Origin of the sequence: Fictibacillus norfolkensis (assembly GCF_014836645.1) — a bacterium.
Classification (GTDB): Bacteria; Bacillota; Bacilli; order Bacillales; family Fictibacillaceae; genus Fictibacillus; species Fictibacillus norfolkensis.
Genome location: NZ_JACSQM010000002.1, coordinates 68,052 through 90,101, shown reverse-complemented (window position 1 = coordinate 90,101; position 22,050 = coordinate 68,052). Strand labels below are relative to the sequence as shown.

Genomic DNA, 22,050 nt, shown 5'->3' with positions numbered 1-22,050 from the left:
CATGGAGGTGAGGGCATGAGTAGTCGATTGAAACAAATATTGCAGATAGCCGCCACTTACATCGGCACTGTTGTAGGTGCTGGATTCGCTACCGGAAGAGAAATCGTTGAATTTTTTACAAGATACGGCTCAGCTGGTTTTGTTGGGATTTTGATCAGTGGCTTTCTTTTTATCGTGATTGGTACAAAACTTATGATTATGGCAAAGCGGCTAGGTGCAACCTCTTTTGATGAGATGAATCAATATTTGTTTGGAGCGGTCGCCTCACGAATCGTAAACGTATTAATGCTGATCATGCTCTTTGGAGTAACGGGAGTCATGTTATCAGGTGCAGGAGCCTTGTTTTGGGAACAGCTTCATCTTCCTTATCAAATGGGAATTCTATTAACGTTACTCGTAACCTACTTCGTTATGAAAAAAGGGATAGACGGTATTCTTTGGACAAACTCATTGATCGTCCCCATCATGATATTCTTTTCTATCGTATTGTCAGTATCCATGTTTGATCTTTCTTCAGGAAGGCAGTTATTTGTTGAACGAGACTTTGTTGGTGATTGGAGATGGATTGTAAGTCCGTTTGCCTATGCAGCATTTAACTTAACCTTGGCACAAGCCGTTCTTGTTCCACTTTCACGAGAAGCTAAAGATGAATCCGTTATTAAATGGGGCGGTTTTTTAGGAGGACTAGGATTAACGTTCATTCTAATAAATAGCCAGTATGTGCTCTATTCTGTTCCGCGTGTCATGAGCTATGAGATACCGATCGCTGAAATAGTAGGGAGTCTTGGTGTAGTAGTTCATTATATTTTTGTCTTCGTGATCTACGGTGAGATTTTCTCGACACTGATCGGAAACATCTTCGGGCTAGCAGGAGCGTTGCAAAGAAATGTCAGGTTATCCAATCAAGTCATCTTAATCGCTTTAATGACAGGGAGCTACTTGTTAAGTCAAGTAGGATATTCTGAACTTCTTCATTATTTGTATCCGGTATTCGGTTTGATCGCCATCATTTTTTTGGGAGTTGTTTCTGCTAAAAAACTAACTTGATGCATATCGTTTATATAGGTAAGTTTTTTTTTAGATGCTGTGAAATTGCTGGAAGGGAAAAGAGCCAATGGCGTATTACAATAAATTAGTGAGAGACAAGATCCCAGAACTGCTTGAACAAGCGGGGAAGAAGGGAACTTTTCGGATCCTTGGAAATCAGGAGTTTGAAAGTGAACTTAAGAAAAAGCTTACTGAAGGCGTAAAAGAGTATCGTGAAGCCAAAAGTGAGATAGATGCAGCGGAAGAACTGGCAGAGCTGTTTGAGATCTTAATCGCGTTAACGAAAGTGCATGAACTTACTTTAAAAGAACTGGATGAGATCAGGCAGGAAAAGGCCCGAAAACACGGCCGATTTCACGAACGCCTCTTCCTGATCAAAGTAGAGGACTAGGGGTCTGACCCCAGACAAATACAAATGTAAGGAATTTGTATTTGTCAGAAGTACAAACTGGAAAACTTCCATATAATAATCTATTTATCTTCCAATTCGGGCTAAAACAAGCTACCATGAGTGCTTGTTTTAGCTTGTTTTTATCTAAAGTCAGGAAAAAACATGCAGAATATGTTTGACAAACAAGCATGAAACAGCATATTATTATGGTACCACGTGGAAATAACAGGTAATGGAGGAAAAATTATGTTTTCTGAAGAAAGAAGAGAGAAAATTTTAGAAGTGCTTAAGAACGAAGGACGAGTGCTTGCAAAAGAATTATCAGATGCCCTCCAAGTTTCGATTGATTCTATTCGCCGAGACTTATCATCTCTCGAGGATAATGGGCTGCTTAAACGTACACATGGTGGCGCTATTCCTGTAACTGAAGTAAAAAAAGGCCCTTCGCCGAATGAAGTTCGTTTTGGAGCAGGATCAAAGTATGAGAAAGCTATTGCGAAGGAAGCTGTAAAGTACATCAAAGAGAACGATACCATTTTTCTAAGTGGAGGAGGCATGCACCATGAGATTGTAAAGCATCTTCCTCAGTACCGATTAACAGTTGTGACCAACTCACTCGAAACTGCTGATGCACTTCGCAAGAATGAAAACATTGATCTTTACATGGTCGGTGGAAAAGTGAAGAAATCAGGCAATATGACGGATGCCTTAGTAACCAATCTCGTAAGTCAGTATTCTTTTGATGTTTCATTTGCCACAGGTGGCGGGATCTCCGAAAGAGGAATAAGTACGGCAACGCCAGAAGTAGCTGCTTTTATGAGTGCTGTTGGAAAGGTCTCTCGTAAAGTAATTGGTGTATTTCCTCATTACAAAATAGGAGTTAACGCTTTTGCAAAAGTTGGTCCTGTTACGAATATAGATGTTGTTATCACAGATGATGATGCACCGAGAGACCATCTATCAGCCATTGAACAACAAGGAGTTTCTGTCGTTATTGCTCAATCAGATTTAAACCATGAGCAACCAGCTTCAAGAACAGAATAATTTTTCCGAACAAGAAAAAGCCCCCCCAATGTGGAGGTCTTTTTTCATTCGTTCATCATCAGGGCAAGATCTCCGACTTCTGAAGATAAAAACACGAGAGGTCCGCCAGTTTCTATTGAACCATTCTTTAAACCTGGTAAGTTGATCTTTTCGTCCCCAATTGTATTTCTCAGATCTGTTCGTAATTGTTTAGGTTCATTCTTTGTTTTAATCGTAATATCACCAAGATTTGATTTAGCGATAATATCTTTTTTAATATGAAGTAGCTGTATGTCGATATCACCCACATCAGACTTTACAGAAACAGCACCTGTCACGTCTTTAAGAAGGATATCTCCTAAATTTGTTTGAAGTTTGATGCTACTGGCTTCTATATCTTGCATTTTAATATCTGATGTATCAGATCTTGCTTGAAGTCGGTTATAATCTGCTTTTGGAAGCTTAACGAGTAATTCGTAATCACCAGAAAATAAGGAGAATAATTTTGTTTTCTTTTTTTGTTTTGCTTGAATCATTAGCTTGTTATTATTCTTTTTTACAGAGAGTGAAAAGTCATCTGAGTATTTCTTTTCCGTTTTACCTTTCATCGATACGTTTATTTTGTCACCATTATGAGGAAGAACGAATATGTCACCTACACTGCTCTCAATCGTAATCTCTTTAATAGATGATGCCGCAATCGATTTTTGTTCATTTATTTTCGCAATATTAAAGGGAGATTCCCCCATCATGAAGAGAAGGACGTTTCCAATAATTGAAATACCGATCAAGATAAATGCTGTTCGTAAAATCTTTTGCGTCATGAGTATTTCCTCCTAATGATTCTTAGGTTGAACGTAAGGTATCTTAAGGTGAGCTTGTAAACTATTTTTGAAGATCTGATCGATCCTACAAGCAATAAGAGACCTAGACCTACTAATCCGAGAATAAGAAAAATTTCTTTTAATAAGATTAGTGTCAAACCGTCTTGAATGAGCAAAAGAATAGGTGAGATGAGGAGCGCAGCTGATAGTACGATCATAACGAACGGCCACAATAATAATACGATAAACGGCGCTAGGACAAATATAAGGTTAAATAAACCTAATCCCAATGTTGCTGCGACCGCACGAAAGACGTTCGTTAAAGAAGGATCTTCTTCTGCTTTTGTAATTTCTGATTGTGCCATGATCTCTTTTGCGATCTTGAGTGGATTACCTAATCCTGAGATGATGTCTTCATCTGTTCTTCCATTCTCATAGCCCATCTCAAAATATTCTTCGTAATCATCTAAAACTTCGCGTTGTTCACGAGCTCCAAGTGGTTTTATCTGCTTAGCTAATTGCTGTAAAAATTGATTCTTATCCACGTTATTCCTCCTCTAACATTTCACTTACACCTTTTGTGAAAAGCGACCATTCATCAACAAGGACCTTCTTCATCTCTAGCCCTTTTTCCGTAATCTTATAGTACTTTCTTGGTGGCCCTTCGGTTGATTCCATAAGGTAAGTAGAAAATAGACCTTCTTTTGTTAATCTTCTAACGAGTGGATAGATCGTGCCTTCTGAGATCTCAAATTTCTTTGATATTTCTTCCACCAATTCATAGCCATAGCGGTCTTTTTGTGAAGTAAGAACTAAAACGCATAGTTCAAGAACTCCTTTTTTAAATTGAACATTCACTAATTACATCACCACTTTACTTAGTACTGTTTATTGCAAGGTACTGTTAAAACAAATATTACCATCTATAGTGATGGAACTCAAGCTTAAATTTGGTTTTTTTTTGAAAATGAGCAAATACCTATAAAAATAGTGTCAGATTATATGACACATCAAATGTTCTGGTGGTCAGATTATCTTATCCTTAAGACAGAGGGAGGTTCAGTGGATCAAATCTGAAATGAGGTGAACATGGTGCTGCATTCTTCTCATTTTTCATCAGAAGAAAAGCTTATGATTCGTGAACTGAAGAAAAAGATAAGGCATGAAGCAGATGTGCAAGAAAAAAAGGAGCTAGAACGACAGCTTAATCATCTGATCGAGAAAGCTTTCATAAAAAAACAGTTAATGCGCAGAAAAGAACTTTAAGCAATATCACTCTCTAGAAACACTTTAAAAAAACTGAATTAATTGTCTTTTTTAAGAAGTAGTGACATTTGATGAGTGTATGTGTTAAAGTGACACTAGTCTTTTTCAGATGGACAATTCGTTATTTAAAAGTCTTTTTAAGGAGTGAACACAACATGAATCAAGAAACAGCGTTGAAAAAAGACATCGGGCTTTCTGTAGCCATGTCCATCGTGATTGGAACGGTTATTGGATCAGGCATTTTCATGAAACCTGGAAGTGTTCTCGAATATACAGGAAATTCTAATCTTGCTCTATTAGCCTGGACTCTTGGAGGGTTGATCACGTTAGCAGGAGGGTTAACGGTCGCTGAAGTGGCAACACAGATTCCAAAGACAGGTGGTTTGTATGTCTATATGGAAGAAGTATACGGTAAGCTCTGGGGATATTTGAGCGGTTGGGTTCAGACTGTTATTTACGGTCCAGCCGTAATCGGGGCTTTAGGATTATACTTCGGTTCATTGATGGTTAACTTGTTTTCATGGGATGAATCCTTTGGACCTTGGATTGGAATAGGTACGGTTCTTTTCCTCACGATTATCAATAACTTTGGAACGAAGTATGGTGGTTTTATCCAAAATTTATTTACGATTGGAAAACTGGTTCCGATCGGTTTGATTATTATTTTTGGGATAACTAAAGGAAATGAACAAATATTAAATGCTTCAAGTGGAGCTGCTGTAGAGATTTCAATGGGTGCAGCGATCCTTGCTACACTTTTTGCTTATGATGGATGGTTGATGGTTGGATTCGTAGCGGGTGAGATGAAGGATCCAGGAAAAACGTTACCTAAAGCCATCATTGGTGGAATCTTAATCGTCATGGCAGCCTATTTGCTGGTTAATGTTGCACTTCTGCACATTTTGCCTGCATCAGAAATTGTAAGACTAGGAGAGAATTCGGCGGCATCAGCAGCAACGATTCTATTTGGACCATTAGGCGGAAAATTAATAGCAGTGGGAATCGCAGTATCGATTTTTGGCTGTCTAAACGGTAAAATCTTAACCATTCCACGTGTTCCTTTTGCAATGGCAGAACGAAATCAGCTTCCGATGTCAAAAACGTTTAGTCAGGTTAGTGAAAAATATGGTACACCTATTGCGGCTACGTATTTACAAGTCGTGATCGCGATCATCATGATGATTGTAACGGATCCAGAATATTTATCAGAAATGGCGATATTTGCTGTATACATTTTTTATATTTTTGCGTTTTATGCTGTGTTTAAACTGCGCAATAGGAATCGTGATAAAAAGAGAACCTACAGTGTCCCATTATTTCCTGTTGTTCCTATTTTTGCGATCTTAGGCTCTTTATATATCGTAGTCTCAACGATACTCAACGATCCTTTAGATAGTTTTACAGCCATCTTTATTACAGTTGCGGGACTTCCCGTGTATTATTGGCTAGAGCGAAATAACAAACAAGACTCTTTTTAGGGAGGGTCTTGTTTTTTTATAAAAAAAACCCACCTGAAGGATCAGGCGGGGTAGTGGAAAAAACGTTTATACGCTTAAAAGTTCTTTCATCTCACGATATCGTGAGGATAGACTAGCAGGTGATACACCATATTTTTTAGCTGTTTCTGCTTGAGTAGAAGCGATTCCTCGAATATCTTTTGAAACAAGATAATCAAGGGCAGCTGCGTAAATTTCTTCTTTACGAATAGCAGGTTTGCTTTCTGTAACGTACTCACTCCAAAGCTTTTCTGCTTCTTCTACAACTTCTGTTTCGGCATTCGCTTTAACGAGCTCGGTTACAGCATTGTATTTTTCATCTTTCAAATCCGCTGCTTCTTCTGCTTTTTCTACTTTGGTAGAAGTAGCGTCAGTCTCCTTCTTCTCAAGTTGAGATTGAGGTACACCAGCACTGATATCAATCAATGCGAGCTGCAGAACAGCAGGGAATTCGTTCTTGAATGTATCTTTTGGATCTTGTTGAGGCTGAATCTTTTCTATCGCTGCTTTTAAAGGCGGAAGTTCAGTCATCGGCATCTCTACATATCCAACGTAAAACTCATGGTTGATTCCGTTTGAAACGAGTGTTCCAAGCAGTGCACTTTCTGTTTTTGGCTTTTCAGCGGCATTGATCGTTACATCATACACAGCTTCTGTCCAAATATCCTGAACGGTAAAGATGAATCCTGTCTTTTGCTCTAAAACTTTATATAGAGATGGTGTAGCAGTAGTCCAGCTAGCTAGAATTTCAGCTACTTCTGGTTTAACAGAACTTTTCACTTTTTCTACATAAAATTGAACAGGCGTCTTGTTTTCCTTAATCTCTGAGCAGAAGATCTCCCAACAAACGGCAATGTTTGCGTATGTTTGTTCTTGATCTTTAGCAACTGGATATTTTTTCACATACTTAGAAGTACGCGCAGCTAAATCCTGCTGATAGTTCTCTAGAGCATATTTGATGAGTCCTTCTTGATGAAAGGATACTTCACGTGTTTGCTCTTCTTTATGTAAGCAACATTTTTTATATTTTTTTCCGCTGCCACAATAGCACGGATCATTTCTTCCTATCATTGACATGCTATTCCTCCAGTAAACCACTTACTTATCCTGTACATACTAGCATAAATCGGTTTTTTTTCAAACTACAAATCATCAGACACTATTTTATCATAAATATGTCTCAAAAAAAATCATTCAATAGGTTGGTTTTTCTGGGAACTGAAACCTTTTTCTTGTAAAAAGCGTCTAAGCGAAAAAGGGGGAAATACGATATGTGGAAGAGATGGAAATTGTGGGCATTCATAGCAGTGTTATTGTTAAGTGCATGCAGCAGCGACAGCAGTTCAAAAAGTGATAAGGCTATAGACCGAGATAGTGGCAGCAAGTCTGAAGCAAACATGGATAACTCTACAGAAGAAAGTCAGAGTTCTGAATCAGAAAAAGGAAAAGAAGAGCAACAAATAAAGAACCAAAGAAAAGTGATCTATCACGCTGATATAGAGATTACAGTAGATAGATTACAAACATCGATGGAAGCCGTTCGGAAAAAGTTAGAATCAATGGACGGATATATGGTTGAGTCGAACACGAGTACAGGAGAGAAAGATTATGAATCTGGTGTGATGGTTGTTCGTGTTCCGATGAAAAGTTTTCGCCGTTTCTTAGACGAGGTTCGAAGTTTGAGTAAGGGTACTCCAAACGAAAATATTCGTGGAGAAGATGTTACAGAAGAATACGTAGATCTATCTTCACGGTTAAAAGCCAAACAACAAGTAAGAGAACGGCTCGAAGCATTTATGAAGAATGCTCAGAAAACAGAAGATTTGTTGAAGATATCGGGTGACCTGGCTGCTGTTCAAGAAGAAATCGAACAGGTAGAGGGGCGCTTGAATTTTTTACAAAACCAAAGTGATTATTCAACAGTTACGATACAATTTGAAGTGAAAAATTTAAAAGCGAAAGCACTTCAAACTGAAGGTTTAAATACGTGGGCAAAAACGAAGGTCCTTTTTATGGATACAGTTAACTTTTTAATGTCTGCTATTTCGTTTGTTGTAGTAAGTTTATTGGGCCTTGCGCCGATCTGGGGGATAGTAGCCATTGTGATTTATGTGTGGTGGTTAAAACGGAAAAAAGAGCAAAAGAAAAAGCCGGAATCACCGACAACTTTGACTTAGAAAATAGGTTTTAACTTGTCAGTAACGGGGACGTCAGAAACACCCTCTGCAGCACGGATGATTCCACCGTTTGCTGAAAGGGTGTTTTGGCTTTTACGGCACCTTTTTAAAGAGTGTGCCGCCCAAAAGCACTAACTGAGAAACGCTTTGTACTCTGCGCTCAATTTCATAAATCGTTCTTTATCTTTTGTATCCAAGGCATTGTCAATTTCTCTTTCATAATACTCTCTGTAATAATTGTGAAGGGCCTCATCCAGTACCATTTGGGCAATAAGGCTGAAGGCAAATGGGTCTCTTTTTTGTTGTTTGTACTGCACCATTTCATTTTGGTTCTTGTTAAAAGAAGCATTTTTGTCTTTCATCCTGTTTCCCTCCTTAAATTATCTCCCTATCCAATTTAACCTTTTATGTTTCTAGGTTTCTACTAGTATACTGAGCAAGATGCTTAATGACAACCATTTTGTTTGAAAATTCAGAAAAAATTTCTTTATTGCTTCTAAAGTACCTTACTTTCACCCCCTTTTGGGAAAAATGTTAATGAATTGTCATTGTTATTTCTGGTATAACTTTTTGTTACGAATGTTTTATTTCTATGTTTTTTATGTTGTAATTCTGTGTTAGTTATTATTTCCCCGTATTTCAAGAGGGTTAAACTTTTTGAAACCGATAACCTAAAAAATATTGACATTGCTGTTTATGTATGAGTAGGATTGTGTTAACTCAATATTGATATTTCGCTAGGGGTGCTTATTTTAAGCTGAGAGAAGGTAATGACTTTCGACCCTTTGAACCTGATCCAGTTCATACTGGCGTAGGGAAGCGGCGTGGATAAACTATCGTTTCCTTTATGATTTGAAATTTAAAGCCACCCGCTAAATAAGCGGGTGGCTTTTTTGCATAGAGAACTAGGAGGTAGAAGGGTATGGGACAATTGATAACAGTAAGTAAAGCCCTCACGATCGCAGGATCAGACAGTGGTGGTGGAGCAGGCATTCAGGCCGATTTAAAAACGTTTCAAGAACTAGGTGTGTACGGTATGTCGGTTCTTACTGCAGTTACTGCACAGAACACGACAGGTGTCCAAGGGATATTTCCAGTCGCAATAGAGGGATTAGAAGCTCAGTTGAAGTCAATAGGGACTGATCTGACACCGGATGCCATTAAGACAGGAATGCTTTTTTCGGGTGAATATATCGAGAGAACAGCATATATGATAAGGAAATTTCAATGGGAAAACGTAGTGGTCGATCCAGTCATGATAGCAAAAGGAGGCGCAACGCTGTTAGGTGAAGAAGCACTTCATGCGATGAAAACACGCATGCTTCCACTCGCAAAAATCATTACACCTAACATTCCAGAAGCAGAAGCATTAACAGGGATAAAGATAGACTGCAGTGAAGCTAGAATTGAGGCGGCAAGAGTTTTATTTGACGCTGGTGCTGATCATGTTGTTGTTAAAGGTGGACACTTTGGAGATGGTGAATTTGTATCAGATCTCGTCTTTAATGGTATTGAAATGATCGAACTTGTAGAGAAGCGGATTCAAACAAAAAATACACACGGAACAGGGTGTACGTTTTCAGCGGCTCTAGCTGCAGAGCTTGCTTCTGGTAAGAAAGCAGAGAATGCGATAGTGAACGCAAAAAAATATATACAAACCGCTATTGAACATGGAATCGATGTTGGCTCAGGTCATGGACCGGTCAATCATTTCGCTTATAGGAGGGTTATACATGAACAATACTAGAATACAAGAGTGGAAAACGTTCGTATCACAGATCAGAGAAGAAAAGCCGCTCGTTCATCATATAACGAATAATGTAACCATGAACTTTCTAGCTAATGGTGTCCTCTCAGCAGGAGGAAGTCCAATGATGGTGCATGACGCATGTGAAGTCGAAGAAGCAGTAGGTGTGGCCGATGCTTTAGTACTAAACATCGGTACTTTAGATGAAGCATCAGCGAAATCTATGATACTCGCTCTACGAAGAGCAATGCATGCAGAAGTACCTGTAGTCCTTGATCCAGTGGGGGTAGGATTATCATCGTTCAGGCAAGAGCTTGTAAGAAAGTTGTTGTTTGAATATTCAGAATTTAAGGGGGTCAGACCCCACACGATTCTGACAATTTGCGGTAATGCTGCGGAGATGCAGTTTTTGGCTGAAGGAGCATGGAACGGCAGAGGAGTAGATGGTGATCTAGCTAACTCGGAAAAGGATCTGATCAAGCTTGCTGAAGCTGCTGCGAAGCAAACAGGCTGTCTTATCGCCATGACTGGAACTAAAGATGTTATTTCAGATGGCGAAAGGGCAATCGTTCTTTCTCATGGAGATCCCATGCTTTCCTATGTTACTGGGACAGGATGCTTTGCTACATCAATGGTAGCTCTCTATCAGGGAACTCAGAAAAAAGAAGTTACAAGAGATAAAGTAGACCTGCCGATACTAGAAAGAACAGCACTAGCACTATTGATGCTCACTAAAGCGGCGGAAGAGGCTGTGAAAACGGCCAAAGGCCCTGGAAGCTTTCAGCAAAACCTTCTCGATCAGCTCTATAGTTTAGAATCTACTCATGAGATATTTCATGGATCCATCCACTGGCAAGATCACGTGTTGAAGGAGGGAGCGAATCGATGAAAACTCAAGCAAAGACACGTTTAAAACAAGATTTATCACTCTATTATGTAGCAGGAACGATGAACTGCTGTTCACCAAAAGATTTTTATCGTATTCTTGTGCAAGCAATTCAAGGTGGGATTACCACGTTTCAGTTTCGTGAAAAAGGTGTTAACTGTTTAAGTGGTCAGAAACAGTTAGAAATGGCAAAGCGTGCAAAGGAAGTATGCCACAAACATGATGTGCTATTTATCGTGAATGACGATCTAGATTTGATGAAAGCTGTTGATGCGGATGGCCTTCATGTTGGTCAAACAGATGGTAATCTGGCGTATATTCGTAGACAAACAGAAGGTAAACTTCTAGGTGTGTCTGCTCACACGCTTGCTGAGGCAAAGGATGCCATTGTACATGGGGCCGATTATATTGGTGCTGGCCCGATCTATCAGACGAGTACAAAACCTGATGCGAAGAAACCTGTAGGCGTTGATCTAATCGCAGAAATTCGCAGCAATCAAGTGAACATTCCGCTTGTTGGAATCGGCGGGATTACGCTGCAAAACGCGAGTGAAGTCATTAAAGCAGGTGTAGATGGTGTAGCCGTTATTTCAGAAATAAGTGGTGCAGTAGATCCTTCTTCCGTTTCAAGCAACCTTCTTTTTGTTATTCAAACAGCGAAAAGAGATGTGTAAGTGAAGATATCTGTTCAAAAACTTACTGTAATGGCTATGTTAGTCGCGATCGGGACGATCTGTTCACATCTGTTTTATATACCTGCTGGAGTAGCAAAAGCGTTTCCCGTTCAGCATTCGATCAACGTCATGGCTGGTGTGATGCTCGGACCCATTCCGGCGGTAATCGTCGCATTTAGTATCGGTTTGCTTCGTAACTTATTTGGAATCGGCTCTCTGCTTGCTTTTCCAGGAGGAATGATCGGTGCATTTTTGGCCGGTTACCTTTATAAAAAAGGAAGAAAATACACGTTCGCAGTAATAGGGGAATGGGTTGGGACTGGAATTATTGGAGCTGTTATTGCAGTGCCGGTTGCTACCGTTTTCTTAGGATCAAAAACGGGTGCATTCTTTTTTGTCACTCCCTTTTTGGTTAGCAGCATTGTTGGTGGAGTGATCGGGTTGGTAGTTCTCCGTCTTCTTCTTAAAAATGCAGCGGCAAAGAACTGGCTAGGTTCGAACGAAGAAAAAGCTCTATGAAGTTATGCACCGGATAGGCTCACATACCGTACAATGTGTACTATCAACCTGAATAGGGGGGGATAGGATGAAAAAACGTCCAAAACCCTGGGTGTATACAGAGATGATTCTTATGTTTTTCGGACTGCTTTTCGCTATTTATAACGGTAAGACTTGGGAAAACCCCACTGTATTATTTTCAATCTTGATGGTGATCTTCATCTTTCGTGCGATTGAGCGTAAAATTTTTAATCAAAAAACTGAGTTTTGGTTAAACACAGGAATGGCCATGGTCTTTTTTATTCTTGGAATCGTACCGTTTGTATAAAAAGGATAATGTATAGAAAGCAGGCTGAAATGGAAATCAGTCTGTTTTCTTTATTTATAGGCAAACGTATATTTTTTTCAAATCTTTGACAAAATGATACTGAACGTAATAAAATAATTTTACGTAAAGAAATATTTTTACGTAATGAACATATATTATAGTGAAGTGAGGTGATGAGAGTGAAAAGGAATCAAAGCATGCCAGAGACGTTTATTGTCACAGAACCGGAACAAGCAGCTTCACTATTGCATCCTGTAAGATCTGAGCTCATAAGTTTGTTGAAAGAGCCGCGTTCTGCGACAGAGCTATCAAAAAGAATGAACGATTCCGCTCAAAAAATTAATTATCATCTTAAAGCACTGGAAAAAGTGGGTCTTGTGGTACGCGCAGGCACAAGGAATGTTAGGAACCTTGTAGAAGTTCTATATGTAAGTGCCGGCCGTTCTTTTTTATTGTCAGATTCATTAGGTCTCTCTTCTGACACGATAAAAAAACTCCAAGATCAAACCGCTCTTGCTCATGTGTTATCACTTACAGAGAAGATGAAGCGGGATGCCATTTCTTTGATGGAGCAGTCGGAGGATGAAGAGATACCAAGCGCAGTAATGGAAATGGAACTAGCACTTTCTACCATGGATCACCGCAATGCTTTTTTACAGGAATATGCAGATATGCTCACCACTCTCATACAAAAACACCACAGACCAAACGAAGAGAACGCAAAAGTGTATCACGTTTCAATGGCGATGTACCCAAAACCTGAAGGAGGCGGCACAACGTGAATAAGAAGAGCAAAGGTACTGTTTTCCCGATCAATTCTGAAGCGGCAAATGAGGATGCGAACATTCTTCCTATGAAAACGGAAGTACAGGTGAAAGAAACAGAAACCGTGCAGGAGCCGGCTAAGATCATTTTTATCACGTCAGGATTTGGTAAAATACATGTTTCACCAAAAACAAATACAAACCCAATGGCAATTGCAGCCTAACTAGGAGGAAAACAGATGAATCTAATCCCTATGGTAGTAGAGTCGACAAACCGTGGAGAGCGGTCTTATGATATTTATTCGCGTTTATTAAAAGACAGAATTATTATGCTCGGAAGTGCGATCGATGATAACGTGGCAAATTCTATCGTTGCTCAATTGCTCTTCTTAGCTGCTGAAGATCCAGATAAAGATATCTCCATCTACATCAACTCACCAGGAGGATCTGTTACAGCAGGTCTCGCGATCTACGACACGATGCAATTCATCAAACCAGATGTTTCAACGATCTGTATCGGGATGGCGGCGTCAATGGGAGCTGTACTCATGGTAGCTGGTGCAAAAGGAAAACGCTACGCGCTTCCGAACGCAGAAGTGATGATCCATCAGCCATTAGGCGGAACACAAGGGCAGGCATCAGATATGGCAATTCACGCGAAACGCATCCTGCAGACTCGTGAGTTGTTGAATAAGATCATCTCTGAACGTTCGGGTCAACCGATCGAGAAAGTAGAAAAAGACACTGACCGTGATTATTTCATGTCTGCAGAAGAAGCATTGAAATACGGGATCATTGATAAAGTGATCGAGAAGATCTAAGAAATGAACGAGAGAACAGAATAATAAAGAAAGAAGCCAGCTGTGAAAAAATCGGCTGGCTTTTTTATGGGCTTCTTATGGGGTCAGTCCCCAAAAAATTTATTTCCCTTGTTGTTTTACGATTTTCTCTACGAGTGTTTGCTTCATTTTGAACTTCAGATGTATGCCATTTCGTTTTGATCAAGCTGAATATGGTAATCTAATGTAAGTTACATTGTTTAACAGTGTATGAGTTTGTAAAGATAAACGAAAGAAGGAATGAAGCATGTCAGCTGCCACAGGCAAGTCAACAGATACTTCTAACCAACAAAAAACGATCTATTCTATTCTTTTTGCGATAAGTTTTGTACATTTATTAAATGATTCTATGCAGGCGGTTATTCCAGCCATCTTTCCCATTTTAGAGAAATCAATGAATCTTTCATTTACTCAGCTTGGTTGGATTGCTTTTACTTTAAACATCACGTCTTCTATCATGCAGCCAGTGATCGGTTGGTATACGGATAGAACGACTTCACCTTATATACTGCCTGTTGGTATGATGGCGAGTTTGATAGGTATGTTAGGCATCGCGTTTGCAGATTCTTTTTACATGATCATCATTTCTGTTATTGGAATCGGTTTAGGGTCTGCCGTGTTTCATCCTGAGGGGTCTAGAGTCGCTTATATGGCAGCTGGAAACCGTAGAGGGTTAGCTCAATCCATCTATCAAGTCGGAGGGAATACGGGAAGTTCTCTTGCTCCTGTGATGACGGCACTCGTATTCGTGCCGCTCGGACAGTTTGGAGCTGTATGGTTTACTTCACTGGCGGCTATCGCTATTTTTGTATTGTTTTATGTTTCAGGCTGGTATGCTAGACAGCTAGTGCATTTTCCTCGTGTTCAAAAGCAAACTGGCGAGAAGAAAAAGATTGATAGAAAGCGAAAAAAACAAGTAATAGGAGCGATGGCATTACTCGTGTTTTTAGTATTTGCTCGTTCATGGTATTTCTCTGGCATCGGAAACTATTATCAATTTTATTTGATCGATGATTATGGGTTAACGATTAGACAAGCTCAAGTTTATTTATTTGTTTTCATGGCCTCTGGTGTACTCGGAACATTCTTTGGAGGACCGATCGCAGACCGGCTCGGAAAGAGAAACATGATCTTTTGGTCGATGGTCGGAACTGCTCCACTTGCTTTACTTCTTCCACATGTAGGATTATGGGCAGTTATTCCTTTGTTCTTCTTGATCGGCTTTATCTTGAACACGAGTTTTTCAGTGACGGTCGTATATGCTCAAGAACTAGTGCCAGGCAGAATAGGTATGGTATCAGGGTTAATCGTAGGTCTGGCGTTTGGTATGGGAGCGCTCGGATCGGTAGTGCTTGGTAAGATCGCTGACGTTACAAGCATCTCAAACACGATGTTCTTGATCAGCTTCTTGCCGTTAGTCGGATTGTTAACTGTTATGCTGCCAACAGATAAAACGCTTAAGAAATGGTCTTCAGGGGTCTGACCCGGGTCAGACCCCCAAGAAAGACATTTTCTCGATTATGTCTTTCCCACAAAGACAAAGGCCCCGGTCTCTTATGAGACCGGGGCCTTTGTCTAGTTATTCAATCGTCTATATCGGGCACTTGCGAACATGAAAATACCATACGATATAAAGCCGATTGCTACGATGGCGAGAAGAACGGGGCCGAACGGCTGTGAGGCAAGTTCTAGGAGTGCACCATCCAAACCGCGCGTTTCATCAGGATCAGCCAAAACGGCTGTTCGTATGAGAAAGAACGCAATGATTATAAAAACGATTCCGCGTGCAGCCATTCCGAGTGTTCCAATGTAACCGCTCCACTTCCACTCTTTCTTGTTCATTTCATTCTTTTTTAAATCACGTTTGAATCGGTGTGTGAAACCTTTAAACATGAAGACTATACCTGTAATAGCAAAAACAATCCCACCTATAGCGACCAAAAGCTGACCAAACGGCTGTGAAAGCATTTGTGCTGAAAGAGTTTGGTATGTTTCATCAGAAGATTTTGCTCTTGCACGAAACAAGATGCGTAATGAACTGATACACATTGCAATATAAATCCCTGCAATGATTAAAAAACCTAATCGGTTGAACCATCTTTTCCAATCGTGTTTTGCACACTCAGGATCAAAAAGAGCTTTAACAATCTGCCAAAAAGCGAATGCACTCAAACCTAAGGAAAGCACGATTAATAATGCGGGGCCGAATGGCTGTTGAGCGATTGTGTAAAGTGCTCCGTTTGAACTCGCTTCATTCGGGTGTTTTCCTATAGACATGATTAACGCTAGAATGCCGATGATGATGTAAACGATACCTTTTGAAAGATACCCGATACGAGCAGAACGGTGGACCCAAGGGCGATACGATTCATAATGAGTTTTCATTTTATCTATGAATGTTGGTTCTTTTACAAAAGGCTGTTTCACGATAAGCACGTTTCTCCTTTCAGAGTAGATTACTTCTAGTCTCTGGTGGGTTGTATAACAAGTAAATGCGGTACACGTTACTGATAATCGTCTTCAAAACCGCATAAGTAGGGATGGCTAAAAGCAGACCGATAAATCCAAATGCTGCACCTGCCATGAGTACGACTAGGATGATGGTGAGCGGATGGATCCGAAGCTGTTTTCCCATGATTTGAGGAGACAAAATATTTCCTTCTACTTGTTGAACAACGAGCGTTACGATAGCGACTTTAACTGCCATAAAAGGATCTTGGATCAAACCTACTAAAAGAGCTGGAAATACTCCGATAAATGGTCCTAAAAAGGGGATCACATTCGTTAGAACAGCAAAAAGTGCAAGAACTAAAGCGAACTTTAACCCGATCAATAAATACCCGGCATACATAAAGATGCCGACAAACCATGCCACAAGAACTTGTCCCTTAATATACGAAGATAAGGTCGAATCAATATCTCGCAAAATAGCGGCAACGTCATACTCCATGTGATGAGGAGCAAACTTTAAGAAATAATTAAAAAACTTCTTGTCGTCAAGCAACAAATAAAAGAGGATAAAAGGCACCACTAATAATACTAAAGCGATGTTCGTCAATGTGGCTACAAGGGCAATCACATCTTTTGATACGGTATCGGTAAACTTTTCTAATCGTTTTGTGGCTAGTTTTGATATCTGTGTGCTATCGACGAATGATTTTTTGCTGCCGGTAATCATCGTACCTGTTTTTTCAGTAGCTTCACCAATCTTTTTGGGGAAATCGTCTGTGATATTAGAAAGCTGATCGGCTACAACGGGGACGGCTAGCGTGGCAATACCTGTTACGGCTAAGATCAATCCGACCATCACTACAAGTATCGCTACAAACTTAGGAACTTTTTTCTGAATGAAGAAACGTATGACTGGTCTAAGCAAATAATAAAGCAACCCTGCAATAAATAGAGGGAAGAAAACGCTAGATATTACGAGATAGAGGAAGTCAAGCAGGTAATCAATTTTTCCTAGTAAATAAAGGATGGTTAACAGTAAGACTGAACCTGCGGCGTACTTAAAGAATGAGTGCTGATACCACATTAAATCTGACCTCCATTTCATATTAGTAGTCTTTTCCCTTTTTAGTAATTCGTAATCTTTTTTTGATAATAAATTAATTGACTTTTTCTGAGAGCGCTGATAGATTGTAAGAGTAAATGTAAACGTTTACGTAACAAGAAAGCAGGGAGATGTTTTGAATCCGACAATAAAAGATGTTGCCAAGCATGCAAACGTTTCAATCGCTACAGTATCTCGAATTGTGAACGGATTGCCTGGCTATTCGGAGGAAACAAAGAAAAAAGTGCAGCAATCAATTGAAGCACTCGGCTATCAGCCTAACGCGATCGCGCGCGGGCTCATCAACAAGCGGACACAGACGATCGGGGTTCTTTTTCCAGATGTATCCGGAATGCTTTCATCAGAAGTATTAGAAGGTGTAGAGAATGCAGCGCATGACGGAGGATTCAGCGTAATCGTCTGCAATACCACTTCGAGTGGGAAGAGAACTGTGAAGTATTTGAGGTTGCTGCAAGAAAAACGAGTAGATGGAATCATCTTTGCTTCAGAAGATGTTAAAGAAGAGTACTATAAAATCTTTCAAGAGATGAAAGTACCTGTTGTCCTTGTTTCTACGGCGTCATCCAAATACGATCTGCCATTTGTTCGAGTAAATGATTTTGATGGAGCTTTTCAGGCTACAGAATATTTGATTCAAAAAGGGCATAAAGTGATCGGCATGATCGGCGGAAGCGATGAGGATCCGATAGCGGGAGTACCTAGGATGCAAGGTTTTCAAAAAGCTCTTGAGAATAATGGTCTTTCATTTACTAATAGTCATATTAAAAAAAATGAGGGCTATCGTTTTCAAAACGGAAAAGAATCACTGCCACTTCTGCTAAAAAAACTTCCTGACATGACTGCACTATTCGCAGCAAGTGATGAGATGGCCATTGGTGCAATGTCTGCCGCACATGAGTTAGGAATAAGGGTGCCAGAGGAACTATCAATCATCGGTTATGATAACTTGAAGATTGCTGAGATGTGTTATCCTGCACTAACAACTGTATCTCAGCCGTTAAAGGATATGGGACAAACCTCAGGTGAAATGCTAGTCAGTTTGATTATAGGTGAACAACAAGAAGCAAAAAGCCGTTATATGCCTTTTACCATAGTGGAAAGGCAATCAGTCAGTAATTTTCGTGACAAGTAAAAAACGGGTTTACTCAAAGCTTCATTTTTATTTGGGAATTACGTAAACGTTTACGTAAAACGCTTACACATATAGGAGGATGTTATACATGATAAAAGTTACAGTTTGGAATGAAAATCGTCATGAACAGAAAAATCCGGTAGTTAAAGATATTTACCCAAAAGGAATTCATGGTGCTATTCAAGAATTCCTTGAAAAAGCAGGACATGATGTGAATACAGCAACACTTGATGAAGCTCAACATGGTCTAACAGAAGATGTGTTAAACAATACAGATGTTTTAGTATGGTGGGGACACTTAGCTCATGATGAGGTAGAAGATGAGATCGTAAATAAAGTTTATCAACGCGTTCTAGATGGTATGGGTCTACTCGTCCTTCACTCTGGTCATTTCTCTAAAATCTTTAAAAAATTGATGGGAACTTCATGTGATCTAAAGTGGCGCGAAGCAGATGAAAAAGAACGCATCTGGATCGTTAATCCAAGTCATCCGATTGCAAACGGACTTGGGGAATACATCGAGCTTGAAAAAGAGGAGATGTATGGAGAGCATTTTGATATCCCTGCACCAGATGACCTAGTATTTGTTAGCTGGTTTGAAGGAGGAGAAGTGTTCCGATCAGGAGCGGCTTACAACCGTGGTAAAGGAAAAGTGTTCTATTTCCGTCCGGGACATGAGACGTATCCGACGTATTATAACGAAGATGTACAAAAAGTAATCACGAATGCTGTATCTTTCTTAGCTCCTTCAGGCAGTGAAACGCCAAAGTACGGAAATGCTAAGCCGCTTGAAGCGATTGGAGCAAAATAAAAACAAAGTAGCAACTATGATGCACTTGAGAGTGGTTGATCTCCGTTTCAGGTGCTTCGCTTTCCGCGGGGCAGGCGGTGAGCCACATTCGTAACGTTTCACTTTTAAGTGTCTCACTAGCCCGCCTGTCCTGCAGGAGTCTTGCACCTTACACTCCAATCAATAAACAATGAAGCAGTCTTAGAAATTCTTTAGTAGCAAGAATCACTTCAGAAAAGTCCAATTTTGTTTTTGTAAGTAGTTATTCTTTTTTTGAGAGAAGATTGATATTCAAAGTAAGCATTCTTGCTCCTACGTCTACAAGCAAAGCAAGCCAAGTGGGCTTCCACGTCGCATGCCTTGCGAGGAATTTCTCAAGTGGTAGGCAAGCACCTTGCACTTCGATCAACAAGCAATGGAGCAGTTTTAGAAATTCTTCAGCAGCAACAATAACAACAAATTTTAAAAAATGGATTAAAAACGATTCATTCCGAGGAGGAAATATCATGACAATTAAAGTTGGAATTATCGGTTGCGGTAGTATCGCACAGCATCGCCATCTGCCAGAATATGCAGCGAATCAGGACGTAGAGATCGTTGCGGTTTGTGACATTGTAAAAGAACGTGCTGAGTCAACACAAGCGGTTTATGGAGGAAAGATCTTTACGGATTATAACGAACTTCTTGCGCTTAAAGATGTAGATGCAGTAAGTGTTTGTACACCTAACTTTCTTCACGCGCCGATCTCAATTGCAGCTTTAAATGCTGGAAAGCACGTTTTATGTGAAAAACCGATGGCAACGTCGCTTCAAGAAGCAGAGGAGATGATCGCTGCAGCAGAAAAGAGCGGAAAAACGCTAATGATCGGTCATAATCAGCGCTTTGTTCCGGCACACCAAAAAGCGCGTGAGCTAATTGCCTCTGGTGATATTGGGAAAATTTACAGCTTCCGAACGGCTTTTGGTCACCCAGGACCTGAAGGCTGGAGCGTAGATGGTGTGAACAGCTGGTTCTTTAAAAAGGATGAAGCGTTTATCGGCGCAATGGGAGACCTAGGTGTTCATAAAACAGACTTGATTCGATACGTTCTTGGAGAAGAGATCGCCGAAGTGGGTGCTTTTGTTGAGACGAGCGCAAAAGAGTTTGCTTCAGTGGATGATACAGCTGTTTGCGTGTTGAAAACAGAGAGTGGAATTATCGGAACATTAGCTGCTAGCTGGTCTTATACGGCAAAAGAAGATAACTCTACGATCATCTATGGAGAAAAAGGCATCCTTCGATTAGAAGATGATCCGAAGTATTCTTTAGTCGCACAGTACACGAATGGAAATGTTGTACGTTATGAGATGGGTGCGATCCAAACGAATGATAACCAGTCTAACTCTCACGTGGTAGATCATTTTATCGAGGCGGTTGAAGCGGGGCAAGCACCACTGATCACGGGCGAAGAAGGAAAACGCTCATTGGCCGTCATTTTAGCTGCGCTAGAATCAAACGAGAAGAAGACGATTGAAAAAGTAAAAACAGGAGTTCACGCATGAAACTAAGAGTTGGGATCATAGGGGCAGGCGGCATCGCACAAGGCCGTCATATCCCCGCTTTTCAAAGTTTAGTTGAAAAAGCAGAAGTGACGGCCATTAGTGATGTAAACGTGGATGTTGCGAAAAGTGTTGCTGAAAAATTTCACGTACCGAACTATTTTACGAGTTATGTAGAGATGTGGCCGCATGTGGATGCGGTAGTGATCTGTACGCCTAACAAGTTTCATAGAGAGATCACTGTTGCGGCATTGGATGCAGGTAAACATGTTCTGTGTGAGAAACCGATGGCAATGACCGTTGAAGAATGTGCTGAAATGGCAGAAGCAGAAAAGCGATCAGGAAAAGTATTATCGATCGCTTATCACTATCGATACATGAAAGAGTCTCAAGCTGCAAAACGAATCATGGAGTCTGGAGAAGTTGGTAATCCTCTTGTCGTTCGTGTACAAGCGCTTAGAAGAAGAAAAGTTCCGGGTTGGGGCGTATTTACAAATAAAGAACTTCAAGGTGGCGGCAGCTTGATCGACTATGGCTGCCATCTGCTGGATCTGACACTTTGGCTTTTAGATAACCCGGTTGTGAGTGAAGTATCTGGTCAAACGTATAACACCGTCAGCCGTGAAGCGGAACAAGTAAACCAATGGGGTTCGTTTGATGCAGAAACATTTGAAGTCGATGATCATGTCACCGCGTATATTCGTCTTGCAAACGGTGGTACGATTCTGTTTGAAACATCGTGGGCGGCAAATATTCCGGACGATGCAGAACTGCTTCGCATTTCTGGTGATAAAGGCGGACTGGATGTATTCCCGTTTGCGGTAAACAAAGCAGTAAACGGTATGATGACTACAACTAAAGCAGATTGGATCCTTGGAGAAGACAATCCCGGTATTCCTCAAGCTGAGAATTTTGTGGACAGCTGTTTAGGTAATGCAGAACCTCTTGTGAAAGCTGAGGAAGCGATGAATACTTCACGCGTTATCGAAGCGATCTATGCCAGCAGTCTTATGGGAAAAGGCGTTCAACTAGGACTTGAAAAAGGAGTGAAATAGT

At 40.4% G+C, this 22,050-nt stretch carries 26 protein-coding genes and 1 riboswitch; of the genes, 19 read left to right on the top strand and 7 right to left on the bottom strand.

Translation table 11 applies throughout. The features are described from left to right. Positions 1-15 precede the first annotated feature (15 nt). The 3 genes from H9648_RS04715 to H9648_RS04705 all read left to right on the top strand — a co-directional run bounded on the left by H9648_RS04715 (position 16) and on the right by H9648_RS04705 (position 2,482). On the top strand, positions 16-1,047 hold the full coding sequence (locus tag H9648_RS04715; RefSeq protein WP_191752766.1) for a YkvI family membrane protein: 1,032 nt from the start codon (positions 16-18) through the stop codon (positions 1,045-1,047). Between the two features lie 67 nt (positions 1,048-1,114). Then, positions 1,115-1,438, top strand: a complete 324-nt coding sequence (locus tag H9648_RS04710) for a nucleoside triphosphate pyrophosphohydrolase (RefSeq protein WP_191752765.1) — start codon at positions 1,115-1,117, stop codon at positions 1,436-1,438. A gap of 246 nt (positions 1,439-1,684) precedes the next feature. Beyond that, on the top strand, positions 1,685-2,482 hold the full coding sequence (locus H9648_RS04705) for a DeoR/GlpR family DNA-binding transcription regulator (RefSeq protein WP_191752764.1): 798 nt from the start codon (positions 1,685-1,687) through the stop codon (positions 2,480-2,482). A 44-nt stretch (positions 2,483-2,526) separates the two neighbouring features. Here the strand turns inward: H9648_RS04705 and H9648_RS04700 are convergent, their stop codons facing one another. Genes H9648_RS04700 through H9648_RS04690 form a run of 3 tightly spaced genes read right to left on the bottom strand, consistent with a single transcriptional unit; the run spans position 2,527 to position 4,143 of the window. Then, on the bottom strand, positions 2,527-3,285 hold the full coding sequence (locus H9648_RS04700; protein WP_191752763.1) for a DUF4097 family beta strand repeat-containing protein: 759 nt from the start codon (positions 3,283-3,285) through the stop codon (positions 2,527-2,529). Then, positions 3,282-3,830 (bottom strand): HAAS signaling domain-containing protein, encoded by a 549-nt coding sequence (locus H9648_RS04695; protein WP_191752762.1) that lies wholly within the window; start codon positions 3,828-3,830, stop codon positions 3,282-3,284. Before H9648_RS04695 ends, H9648_RS04700 begins: the two co-directional genes overlap by 4 nt. Position 3,831: 1 nt before the next feature. Then, a complete protein-coding gene (locus H9648_RS04690; RefSeq protein ID WP_191752761.1) occupies positions 3,832-4,143 on the bottom strand; it encodes a PadR family transcriptional regulator in 312 nt (103 codons plus the stop codon). A 231-nt stretch (positions 4,144-4,374) separates the two neighbouring features. Between H9648_RS04690 and H9648_RS04685 the strand changes: the two genes are divergently transcribed. Both H9648_RS04685 and H9648_RS04680 read left to right on the top strand, forming a co-directional pair. Beyond that, positions 4,375-4,551 carry a hypothetical protein gene (locus H9648_RS04685; RefSeq protein ID WP_191752760.1) on the top strand — a complete coding sequence of 59 codons (177 nt, stop codon included), beginning with the start codon at positions 4,375-4,377 and terminating at the stop codon, positions 4,549-4,551. Positions 4,552-4,706: 155 nt separating this feature from the next. Next, the gene (locus H9648_RS04680; protein ID WP_191752759.1) at positions 4,707-6,029 is read left to right on the top strand and encodes an APC family permease; all 1,323 of its coding nucleotides are present in this window, start codon (positions 4,707-4,709) and stop codon (positions 6,027-6,029) included. Between the two features lie 66 nt (positions 6,030-6,095). Here the strand turns inward: H9648_RS04680 and H9648_RS04675 are convergent, their stop codons facing one another. Beyond that, positions 6,096-7,124, bottom strand: a complete 1,029-nt coding sequence (locus H9648_RS04675) for a YecA family protein (RefSeq protein ID WP_191752758.1) — start codon at positions 7,122-7,124, stop codon at positions 6,096-6,098. Between the two features lie 194 nt (positions 7,125-7,318). Here H9648_RS04675 and H9648_RS04670 point away from each other — a divergent pair, with 194 nt between their 5' ends. Then, positions 7,319-8,224: a DUF4349 domain-containing protein gene (locus H9648_RS04670; RefSeq protein ID WP_191752757.1), complete on the top strand. Its 906-nt coding sequence runs from the start codon at positions 7,319-7,321 to the stop codon at positions 8,222-8,224. Positions 8,225-8,355: 131 nt separating this feature from the next. On the opposite strand, the gene H9648_RS04665 is transcribed toward H9648_RS04670, so the two are convergent. Next, positions 8,356-8,586 (bottom strand): IDEAL domain-containing protein, encoded by a 231-nt coding sequence (locus tag H9648_RS04665; RefSeq protein WP_137790020.1) that lies wholly within the window; start codon positions 8,584-8,586, stop codon positions 8,356-8,358. Positions 8,587-8,953: 367 nt separating this feature from the next. After that, positions 8,954-9,059, top strand: a riboswitch (TPP riboswitch). Positions 9,060-9,146: 87 nt separating this feature from the next. Between H9648_RS04665 and thiD the strand changes: the two genes are divergently transcribed. The 9 genes from thiD to H9648_RS04620 all read left to right on the top strand — a co-directional run bounded on the left by thiD (position 9,147) and on the right by H9648_RS04620 (position 15,443). Beyond that, positions 9,147-9,971, top strand: coding sequence for a bifunctional hydroxymethylpyrimidine kinase/phosphomethylpyrimidine kinase (gene thiD / locus H9648_RS04660; RefSeq protein ID WP_225218739.1), 825 nt, complete (start codon positions 9,147-9,149; stop codon positions 9,969-9,971). Further along, positions 9,958-10,860 (top strand): hydroxyethylthiazole kinase, encoded by a 903-nt coding sequence (gene thiM, locus H9648_RS04655; protein WP_225218738.1) that lies wholly within the window; start codon positions 9,958-9,960, stop codon positions 10,858-10,860. Before thiD ends, thiM begins: the two co-directional genes overlap by 14 nt. Next, positions 10,857-11,531: a thiamine phosphate synthase gene (gene thiE, locus H9648_RS04650; protein WP_191752756.1), complete on the top strand. Its 675-nt coding sequence runs from the start codon at positions 10,857-10,859 to the stop codon at positions 11,529-11,531. The genes thiM and thiE overlap by 4 nt, the downstream gene beginning before the upstream one ends. A 6-nt stretch (positions 11,532-11,537) precedes the next feature. Beyond that, positions 11,538-12,050: an energy coupling factor transporter S component ThiW gene (gene thiW / locus H9648_RS04645; RefSeq protein ID WP_318243494.1), complete on the top strand. Its 513-nt coding sequence runs from the start codon at positions 11,538-11,540 to the stop codon at positions 12,048-12,050. Between the two features lie 67 nt (positions 12,051-12,117). Beyond that, positions 12,118-12,357: a hypothetical protein gene (locus H9648_RS04640; protein ID WP_191752755.1), complete on the top strand. Its 240-nt coding sequence runs from the start codon at positions 12,118-12,120 to the stop codon at positions 12,355-12,357. Between the two features lie 179 nt (positions 12,358-12,536). Then, positions 12,537-13,139: a winged helix-turn-helix domain-containing protein gene (locus H9648_RS04635; protein WP_191752754.1), complete on the top strand. Its 603-nt coding sequence runs from the start codon at positions 12,537-12,539 to the stop codon at positions 13,137-13,139. Continuing rightward, positions 13,136-13,345 (top strand): hypothetical protein, encoded by a 210-nt coding sequence (locus H9648_RS04630; protein WP_191752753.1) that lies wholly within the window; start codon positions 13,136-13,138, stop codon positions 13,343-13,345. The genes H9648_RS04635 and H9648_RS04630 overlap by 4 nt, the downstream gene beginning before the upstream one ends. A 15-nt stretch (positions 13,346-13,360) precedes the next feature. Continuing rightward, positions 13,361-13,942 carry an ATP-dependent Clp endopeptidase proteolytic subunit ClpP gene (clpP, locus tag H9648_RS04625; RefSeq protein ID WP_191752752.1) on the top strand — a complete coding sequence of 194 codons (582 nt, stop codon included), beginning with the start codon at positions 13,361-13,363 and terminating at the stop codon, positions 13,940-13,942. A gap of 265 nt (positions 13,943-14,207) precedes the next feature. After that, positions 14,208-15,443: an MFS transporter gene (locus H9648_RS04620; protein WP_191752751.1), complete on the top strand. Its 1,236-nt coding sequence runs from the start codon at positions 14,208-14,210 to the stop codon at positions 15,441-15,443. 92 nt (positions 15,444-15,535) lie between these two features. Here H9648_RS04620 and H9648_RS04615 read toward each other — a convergent pair whose 3' ends face one another. Both H9648_RS04615 and H9648_RS04610 read right to left on the bottom strand, forming a co-directional pair. Continuing rightward, on the bottom strand, positions 15,536-16,387 hold the full coding sequence (locus H9648_RS04615) for a DUF1206 domain-containing protein (protein WP_318243483.1): 852 nt from the start codon (positions 16,385-16,387) through the stop codon (positions 15,536-15,538). 19 nt (positions 16,388-16,406) lie between these two features. Next, positions 16,407-17,495 carry an AI-2E family transporter gene (locus H9648_RS04610; RefSeq protein WP_191752750.1) on the bottom strand — a complete coding sequence of 363 codons (1,089 nt, stop codon included), beginning with the start codon at positions 17,493-17,495 and terminating at the stop codon, positions 16,407-16,409. A gap of 154 nt (positions 17,496-17,649) precedes the next feature. On the opposite strand from H9648_RS04610, the gene H9648_RS04605 reads away from it, so the two are divergent. The 4 genes from H9648_RS04605 to H9648_RS04590 all read left to right on the top strand — a co-directional run bounded on the left by H9648_RS04605 (position 17,650) and on the right by H9648_RS04590 (position 22,049). Further along, positions 17,650-18,666, top strand: a complete 1,017-nt coding sequence (locus tag H9648_RS04605) for a LacI family DNA-binding transcriptional regulator (protein WP_191752749.1) — start codon at positions 17,650-17,652, stop codon at positions 18,664-18,666. Between the two features lie 88 nt (positions 18,667-18,754). Then, a complete protein-coding gene (locus tag H9648_RS04600; RefSeq protein ID WP_191752748.1) occupies positions 18,755-19,477 on the top strand; it encodes a ThuA domain-containing protein in 723 nt (240 codons plus the stop codon). Positions 19,478-19,959: 482 nt separating this feature from the next. Beyond that, entirely contained in the window at positions 19,960-20,997 is a 1,038-nt protein-coding gene (locus H9648_RS04595) for a Gfo/Idh/MocA family protein (RefSeq protein ID WP_191753208.1), read from the top strand. Next, positions 20,994-22,049, top strand: a complete 1,056-nt coding sequence (locus H9648_RS04590; protein WP_191752747.1) for a Gfo/Idh/MocA family protein — start codon at positions 20,994-20,996, stop codon at positions 22,047-22,049. The genes H9648_RS04595 and H9648_RS04590 overlap by 4 nt, the downstream gene beginning before the upstream one ends. Position 22,050 lies beyond the last annotated feature (1 nt).